Below are 4,408 nucleotides of genomic sequence, written 5' to 3'. Positions count from 1 at the left end.
GACGAGGATGCGCAGCCAGGCTGGGACGTCGCCGAGGTCGAGGAGTCCGGCGGTGGCGACGTTGGCGCCGAGCGAGGCGACCAGGGCGATCAGGAACCAGCACCAGGCCAACCGGGACGGCCCGTCCGTGCGCAGCCGACGCCAGGCGGCGACCAGCAGCAGGTCCACCGAGACCGGATAGGCCCAGGCCTTCCAGCCGTCCTGCCCGGCAGCGGCGGCCAGATCGTGCAAGTGGGCGAAGGACAACGCCCCGGCAATGACCGCCTGCACCAGCACGGCGTCCACGCGGAAGGTGGGGCGAGCCATCAGGACTGCCCGCCGGGGTACTGGGGGCCGTCGGTGGGGTCATAGCCGGGCGGGAAGACGCCCGGCGGCGGCTCGGGCAAGGAGACGGCGAGAGAAGGGCCGATAGCGTCGACGAAAGCGGGGTCGGCGCCGAGGGTGTGGGCGTACAGGGCCAGGGCGCTGAGCAGCTGCACCGTGCGGTTGAAGTCCTCGCGGATGTCCACGGTTCACCTCCGGTTTCTGGCATGGCGGGAATAGGGACCTGACGCGAAGCGGTCGCGCCGACCGAGGCAGACGTGTGGGGTCAGGCGGCGGTCGGGGCAGACTCGACAGCCGGGGCCGGAACCGGGGCGAGAGTGCCGAGCGCAGGCCGGAAGGGGGCCAGGGCGGGTATGTCCGGGACCAGGTCGGCGTGCCGGTTGCAGATGTTCACGGCCTGTCGCAGCGAGGTGTGCGGGGCGCGGATGCGAGCCCAGCCGCCGGTCGAGTCGCCGGTGATAGCGACGCCGGGCATGTCAGTGGGGATCTGGATCGCGGCGATGACAGCGTCCGGGGCGATGTCGCCGAAAGCCATGTTCGCCGAGGACTCGTCGTTGACACGGTGCGCGGTGCGGCCGGTGAGCTGGGCGCGGAGCATGGTGATGCCCTTGCCGAGTTCGGAACCGAAGCGCTGCCCACAGATCTCCAGGTAGATGCCGGCCGCGCGGCCGAGCTGGGCGAGGCGTGCCAGAGCGGTGATGATCCGGTCCCGCCGCTTCTCCTCCTCCTTGTTGGCGAACAGGGCGAGTTCGGCGACCTCGTCGACCAGGACCACGATCGGCACCGGCCGCAGGTCCTCGCGCAGGTCCCAGATGTCGGCGGCGATCTCCGCATCCGGCACGTCGGCGGTAATCCGCTGTTCGGCCCGGATGAGCTGATACACGTCCTCCATGTGGGCCACCAGCGCGTCGAGGAGTTCGGCGGCGGTGTCGGGGTTGTCGGCGAGCGCCGAGAACCGGCGGGCCAGCGGGAACAGCTCCACGCCCTGCTTGCAGTCGATCCCGACCAGGGCGACCCGTTGCGGCGCGAGCGCGGCGACGAGGTTGCGCTGGTAGACGGACTTGCCGGACTCCGTAGCGCCGAGGGTGAGAGCGTGAGGAACGGCCCGGTAGTCGCGGTAGTGCACGGCCCCGTCCTCGCGCAGGGCGACCGGGACCCGCATCGGCCGGGTGTCGAGCCGGGCGGGCATCTGCACCCGCTTGAGCACGTCGTAGCCGGTCATCCGCAGCTCCACAATGCCCGAGCGCAGCTCACGGGAGGTGACGCCGTACATGGCGAACGAGTGCCGCAGCCGGTCGCACGAGGCGGCCACGTCGAAGGCGTCCTGGCCGGGGCGCAGCTTGAGCCGCAGCACCAAGCCCGTCCGGGTCCCTCGCACGCGCAGGATGCGTGGGGCACGAGGCCGGGGAATGGGCCGGTTGGTCATCCGGGCCAGGGCCAAGCGCCAGCGAGGAGCCGGAACCGTCAGGCCGCAGGCGTCCATGACCGAGCCGTACCGGATTAGAACCCGCAGCACGGCGAGGGTAACCCCGAAGGTCAACCAGTACCAGGCGGGGCGCCGCCACCGCAGGAGACCCGCGGTGGCGACGACCAGCACCAGGGCGACGAGCAGCCAGGCCACGGCTCAGGCCGCCTTCGAGGCCGAGCCCGCAGCGGCCAGCGAAGTCACCGCGACCGCGCGGAAGGCGATCCCGTGCCGCCTCTGGCCGTTGAACTCGTTCTCCCACGCCGAAGCGACCAGACCCGTCAGGACGACCGGGGTGCCCATGGTCAGGTCCTCGGAGACGCCGGACTGGGGGACGGTGAGCTTGAGGATTTCGACTTCGTCGGGCGTGGAGAACATGACCTCCACGACCATCAGGGTGACGCCGTCCTTGTCGGTGGCGATCTCACCGGTCCGGCGGTCCTTCACCTTGGGCTGCGGGGCCTTGGCAACCATCACGGTGGCGTTGGAGGTGTCTACGGGAATCTGACGCATCGTCTTATCTCCTGGTGAAGTGAGGGGTTGACCGACATCCCGTCGGTGGAATCAGGAGACCGCGAGAGAGGGTGGACGCATCACCGCCCGTATGGACGTTTGGGGACGTCTGAGCTACCGTCAAAAACGTCCCTGGAGGTCCGGACGGAAGGACAGGCCGTGGCGAACGAGCGTTTACGGGCGGCGATCTCAGCAAAGGGCGAAACGGTCCAGTCCGTTGCCGAGCACGTCGGCGTGGACCCCAAGAGCGTCGAGCGGTGGATCACCACCAACCGCACTCCGCACCGCGGGCACCGCTGGAAGGCGGCGAGCTTCCTCGGATTCGACGAGGTCTACCTCTGGCCGTCGGTGGAGAAGCAGACGGAGAAGGCCAGCGCATCCGAGCTGATCACGTACTACCCGCACCGTGGCGCGGTGCCCGCCCCGCTCTGGTCATCCCTGATCGAGAAGGCAACGGACCAGGTGGACATCCTGGTGTACGCCGGACTGTTCCTCTTCGACAGTCACCCGGACCTGCCCGACCAGCTGGCCGACAAGGCGAAGGCCGGCGCTCAGGTCCGCATCCTGCTCGGCGACCCCGACTCCGAAGCAGTCCGCCAGCGCGGCGAAGAGGAGGGCATCGGCGGCGACCTGGCCGCACGCGCCCGGATTACCCGCCGCTACCTCGAGCCCGCCATGTCGACGCCCGGCGTCGAAGTCCGGCTGCACGACACGATCCTCTACAACTCGATCTACCGGTTCGACGAGGACGTTCTTGTGAACCCGCACGTCCTCGGAGCCCCCGCCGGTCAGAACCCGGTGATGCATTTCCGGTACCTCCCCGGAGCGCGGACCTTCCGGCACTACATGCGGAGCTTCGACTACGCATGGGAGCGAGGCCGGGCGGCATAGCAGGCCACGGACGTGCAAGGCTGAACACATGGCCCGTGTCGACTATTTCAACGATCCCAACGCCCCGAAGGCGAACAGCCTCGTTCCCTCCGTGACCGCCGTCGCCCGCAACGAGGCCGGAGAGGTCCTGCTGATCCACAAGACCGACAACGACCTCTGGGCCCTGCCCGGAGGGGGCGTCGACCTGGGCGAGTCAGCACCGGACGCAGCCGTACGCGAGACGAAGGAAGAGACCGGCTTCGACGTGGAGGTGACCGGCCTCGTCGGCATCTACACCAACCCCGGGCACGTCATGGCGTACGACGACGGCGAGGTCCGCCAACAGTTCTCCATCTGCTTCCACGCCCGCATCACCGGCGGCGAGCTGCGGACGAGCAGCGAAAGCAAGGAAGTTGCCTTCGTCCACCCGAGCAAGCTGGACGAACTGAACATCCACCCGTCGATGCGCATGCGGATCGAACACGGCCTGGCCGACCGGGCAGAGCCCTACATCGGCTGATGAGCCATGCGGTCAAGGGTCCGCTCGACAGCGCCCCGCAGGTACGGCCGCGCCTTGCTGATCGCGTTGTGCACTTCAGTGCCCGGCTCGTAGCGCACGAGGATTTCGTCGATCCGGGCATCGAAGTCGAAGGACTGCCCGGCGGGACCGGTCGTCATGTCGGCGAAGATCAGGGCATCCAGGACCGGAGAGTCTTCCCGCTCGTAGACGGCCAGCTCCGCCGACAGCCCGCGCTGTTCCGCCTCGTACACGGCTCCGGAGTGATGGGCGACCAGCCGCACCAGGCGCGCCGGCGCACCCAGCGATTCCAGGTGCCGAGCACCGTCGAGAGGGTGGAAGCCGGTGTCACGCAGCTCGGGTGCATAGCCGATGTCATGCAGCCACGCGGCAGCGACGAGGAGATCCCGGTCCGCCTCGGACACAGCCGCGGAAGCCTCGCGCGCCCGAGCAGCCACAGCCTGAGTGTGCAGCCAGCGGTTCCCGAGCGGGGGAAGCAGGGACTCAGCGAGTTCAGCCGCTCCCTGGGGCGTGTCCAGTGCAGAAGACATGGATGGAACGGTAGCCGAGTCGAGCGGTGAGCCGACAGGCCACGATCGAGGGCACCAAACAAGGTGGGGTAAGACTTTCCCTACTTCATCAAGGCCCGCGCACGGCGCGGGCGCGCGCCGCCTCTGCGGCGCGGCCTGCCTCCTGTCTCCGCCCCGGCTGGCCGCGCC

General features: G+C 69.1%; 7 protein-coding genes. 2 read left to right on the top strand and 5 right to left on the bottom strand.

The features are described 5' to 3' along the window. The 4 genes from CCN42_RS36785 to CCN42_RS36770 all read right to left on the bottom strand — a co-directional run. Window positions 1-306 (bottom strand): DUF2637 domain-containing protein (locus CCN42_RS36785; RefSeq protein ID WP_143662152.1); only part of this gene is annotated, 306 nt, incomplete at its 3' end. Further along, on the bottom strand, window positions 306-509 hold the full coding sequence (locus tag CCN42_RS36780; RefSeq protein ID WP_086741657.1) for a hypothetical protein: 204 nt from the start codon (window positions 507-509) through the stop codon (window positions 306-308). The genes CCN42_RS36780 and CCN42_RS36785, both read right to left, overlap by 1 nt. A gap of 80 nt (window positions 510-589) precedes the next feature. Next, on the bottom strand, window positions 590-1,945 hold the full coding sequence (locus tag CCN42_RS36775; protein ID WP_086741656.1) for an FtsK/SpoIIIE domain-containing protein: 1,356 nt from the start codon (window positions 1,943-1,945) through the stop codon (window positions 590-592). A gap of 3 nt (window positions 1,946-1,948) precedes the next feature. After that, window positions 1,949-2,302: an SCO3933 family regulatory protein gene (locus CCN42_RS36770; protein WP_086741655.1), complete on the bottom strand. Its 354-nt coding sequence runs from the start codon at window positions 2,300-2,302 to the stop codon at window positions 1,949-1,951. Between the two features lie 159 nt (window positions 2,303-2,461). On the opposite strand from CCN42_RS36770, the gene CCN42_RS36765 reads away from it, so the two are divergent. After that, entirely contained in the window at window positions 2,462-3,193 is a 732-nt protein-coding gene (locus CCN42_RS36765; RefSeq protein WP_086741654.1) for an XRE family transcriptional regulator, read from the top strand. Between the two features lie 28 nt (window positions 3,194-3,221). Further along, entirely contained in the window at window positions 3,222-3,692 is a 471-nt protein-coding gene (locus CCN42_RS36760; protein ID WP_086741653.1) for an NUDIX hydrolase, read from the top strand. Here CCN42_RS36760 and CCN42_RS36755 read toward each other — a convergent pair. Then, on the bottom strand, window positions 3,680-4,240 hold the full coding sequence (locus CCN42_RS36755; RefSeq protein ID WP_086741652.1) for an HDIG domain-containing metalloprotein: 561 nt from the start codon (window positions 4,238-4,240) through the stop codon (window positions 3,680-3,682). The genes CCN42_RS36760 and CCN42_RS36755 overlap by 13 nt on opposite strands. Between the last annotated feature and the right edge of the window lie 168 nt (window positions 4,241-4,408).

Source organism: Streptomyces glaucescens, from assembly GCF_002154375.1.
GTDB classification, from domain to species: domain Bacteria; phylum Actinomycetota; class Actinomycetes; order Streptomycetales; family Streptomycetaceae; genus Streptomyces; species Streptomyces glaucescens.
Note: the sequence above shows the minus strand (reverse complement) of the source record. Positions and strands in the feature narration are given on the sequence as shown.

What these genes read in the sequence shown, in the direction of transcription:
- CCN42_RS36770 (WP_086741655.1), bottom strand. Translation starts at nt 2,302, where the DNA reads ATGCGTCAGATTCCCGTAGACACCTCCAACGCCACCGTGATGGTTGCC.
- CCN42_RS36755 (WP_086741652.1), bottom strand. Translation starts at nt 4,240, where the DNA reads ATGTCTTCTGCACTGGACACGCCCCAGGGAGCGGCTGAACTCGCTGAG.
- CCN42_RS36760 (WP_086741653.1), top strand. Translation starts at nt 3,222, where the DNA reads ATGGCCCGTGTCGACTATTTCAACGATCCCAACGCCCCGAAGGCGAAC.